The organism is Mesorhizobium sp. M7A.F.Ca.CA.002.04.1.1 (genome assembly GCF_004022805.1).
GTDB lineage: Bacteria > Pseudomonadota > Alphaproteobacteria > Rhizobiales > Rhizobiaceae > Mesorhizobium > Mesorhizobium ciceri.
The window spans coordinates 1-2,121 of sequence record NZ_RZPL01000876.1 but is presented as its reverse complement, the minus strand read 5'-3'; the positions used below and the strand labels follow the sequence as shown (position 1 = coordinate 2,121).

Genomic DNA, 2,121 nt, shown 5'->3' with positions numbered 1-2,121 from the left:
GACTATGCGAGCGCCGGCGCTGCTATCGGCAAGGCTTCCGATGTCGCCAAGGCCGATGTGGTGCTGAAGGTGCGCCGGCCTGGTGATGCCGAGCTGAAGAGCTACAAGCCCGGCGCGGCTGTGATCGCCATCATGGACCCCTACGGCAACGATGCCGCCGTGGCAGCTCTTGCCAAGGCCGGCGTCACCGCTTTCTCGATGGAATTCATGCCCCGGATCACCCGCGCGCAGTCGATGGACGTTTTGTCCTCGCAGGCCAATTTGGCCGGCTATCAGGCGGTGATCGACGGGGCTTCGGAATATGACCGCGCCTTGCCGATGATGATGACGGCGGCCGGCACGGTGCCGGCGGCGAAGGTCTTCATCATGGGCGTTGGCGTCGCCGGCCTGCAGGCGATCGCCACCGCGCGCCGGCTTGGTGCGGTTGTCACCGCCACCGACGTTCGCCCCGCCGCCAAGGAACAGGTCGCCTCGCTCGGCGCCAAGTTCCTCGCGGTCGAGGACGAGGAATTCAAGGCGGCCGAAACGGCCGGCGGCTACGCCAAGGAAATGTCGAAGGAATATCAGGCCAAGCAGGCGGCACTCACATCAGAGCACATCGCCAAGCAGGATATCGTCATCACCACGGCGCTCATTCCCGGCCGGCCGGCGCCCAAGCTGGTCTCGGCGGCGATGGTCGCTTCGATGAAGCCGGGCTCGGTGATCGTCGACCTCGCGGTCGAGCGCGGCGGCAATGTCGAGGGCGCCGAAGCCGGCAAGGTGGTCACCACCGCCAACAACGTCAAGATTGTCGGCCATCTCAATGTGCCTGGCCGCATCGCGGCGTCGGCCTCGCTGCTTTATGCCAGGAACCTGTTCGCCTTTCTCGAGACGCTGGTCGATAAGACGGCCAAGACGCTTGCCATCAATCGCGACGACGATCTGGTCAAGGCAACGATGCTGACCGATGGCGGCAAGGTGGTTCATCCGGCTTTCGTGAAAGCCGACCAGCAGCCGGCAAAGGGCCAATATGTCGAGCCGGCCGCGATCCCGGCCAAGACCATGGTCGCCGATGCTTCGCCCAAGAAAGCCGCGCCCAAGAAGGCGGCCGCACCCAAGTCGCCCTCGTCGAAGCCGAAAGGGATCGCGTGATGGACCAGACCCTGCAGAAAGCCCTCGACCAGCTCGACCAGGCCTCCGCCGCCGTCCGGCTGGCGGTGCACAATCTGGCGACCGCGCCCGGCGGCACTGACGCGGCCGGTGATGCCGCGCATGCGCTCTCCGGCGGCGCCATCGATCCCTTCGTCTTCCGCTTCGCCATCTTCGTCCTGGCGATCTTCGTCGGCTACTACGTCGTCTGGTCGGTGACCCCCGCACTGCATACGCCGCTGATGGCCGTCACCAATGCCATCTCCTCGGTCATCGTCGTCGGCGCGCTGCTTGCCGTCGGCATCGCCGCCTCCGGCATTGCCGCGGGCTTCGGCTTCGTCGCGCTGATGCTGGTTTCGGTCAACATCTTCGGCGGCTTCCTCGTCACCCAGCGCATGCTGGCCATGTACAAGAAGAAGGACAAGTAGAGCGCCATGAACGCCAACTTCGCGTCCTTCCTCTACCTCGTCTCCGGTGTCCTGTTCATCATGGCGCTGCGCGGCCTGTCGCATCCGACCACCAGCCGCCAGGGCAATCTCTACGGCATGATCGGCATGGGTATTGCCATCGCCACCACACTGGCTCTGGCGACCCCGTCCGCCGGCCGCTTCGGCCTGATCGTGCTCGGCCTTGCCATTGGCGGCGGCGTCGGCGCCGTTACCGCGCGCCGCATCGCCATGACCTCGATGCCGCAGCTGGTCGCTGCCTTCCACTCGCTGGTCGGCCTCGCCGCCGTCATGGTGGCGGCTGCCGCGATCTATGCCCCGGAAAGCTTCGGCATCGGCACGGATGGCGACATTCATGCCCAGGCCCTGATCGAGATGAGCCTTGGCGTCGCCATCGGCGCCATCACCTTCACCGGCTCGGTCATCGCTTTCCTCAAGCTCGATGGCCGCATGTCCGGCAAGCCGATCATGATCGGCGCACGCCACTTCATCAACGCCGCACTTGCTATCGCGCTCGTCGTGCTGATCGTGTTGCTGGTCACCACCG

Annotated in this window: 3 protein-coding genes; all 3 read left to right on the top strand. The window is 65.6% G+C overall.

Annotation, left to right across the window (positions count from 1 at the left end; genetic code table 11):
• Window positions 1–1,131, top strand: a 1,131-nt coding sequence (locus ENZ75_RS29790; protein WP_164888113.1) for an NAD(P) transhydrogenase subunit alpha, incomplete at its 5' end; no start/stop codon positions are given.
• A complete protein-coding gene (locus ENZ75_RS29785) occupies window positions 1,128–1,556 on the top strand; it encodes an NAD(P) transhydrogenase subunit alpha (protein WP_024501908.1) in 429 nt (142 codons plus the stop codon). The genes ENZ75_RS29790 and ENZ75_RS29785, both read left to right, overlap by 4 nt.
• A 6-nt stretch (window positions 1,557–1,562) precedes the next feature.
• On the top strand, window positions 1,563–2,121 hold a 559-nt coding region (locus tag ENZ75_RS29780; RefSeq protein WP_206617129.1), incomplete at its 3' end, for an NAD(P)(+) transhydrogenase (Re/Si-specific) subunit beta.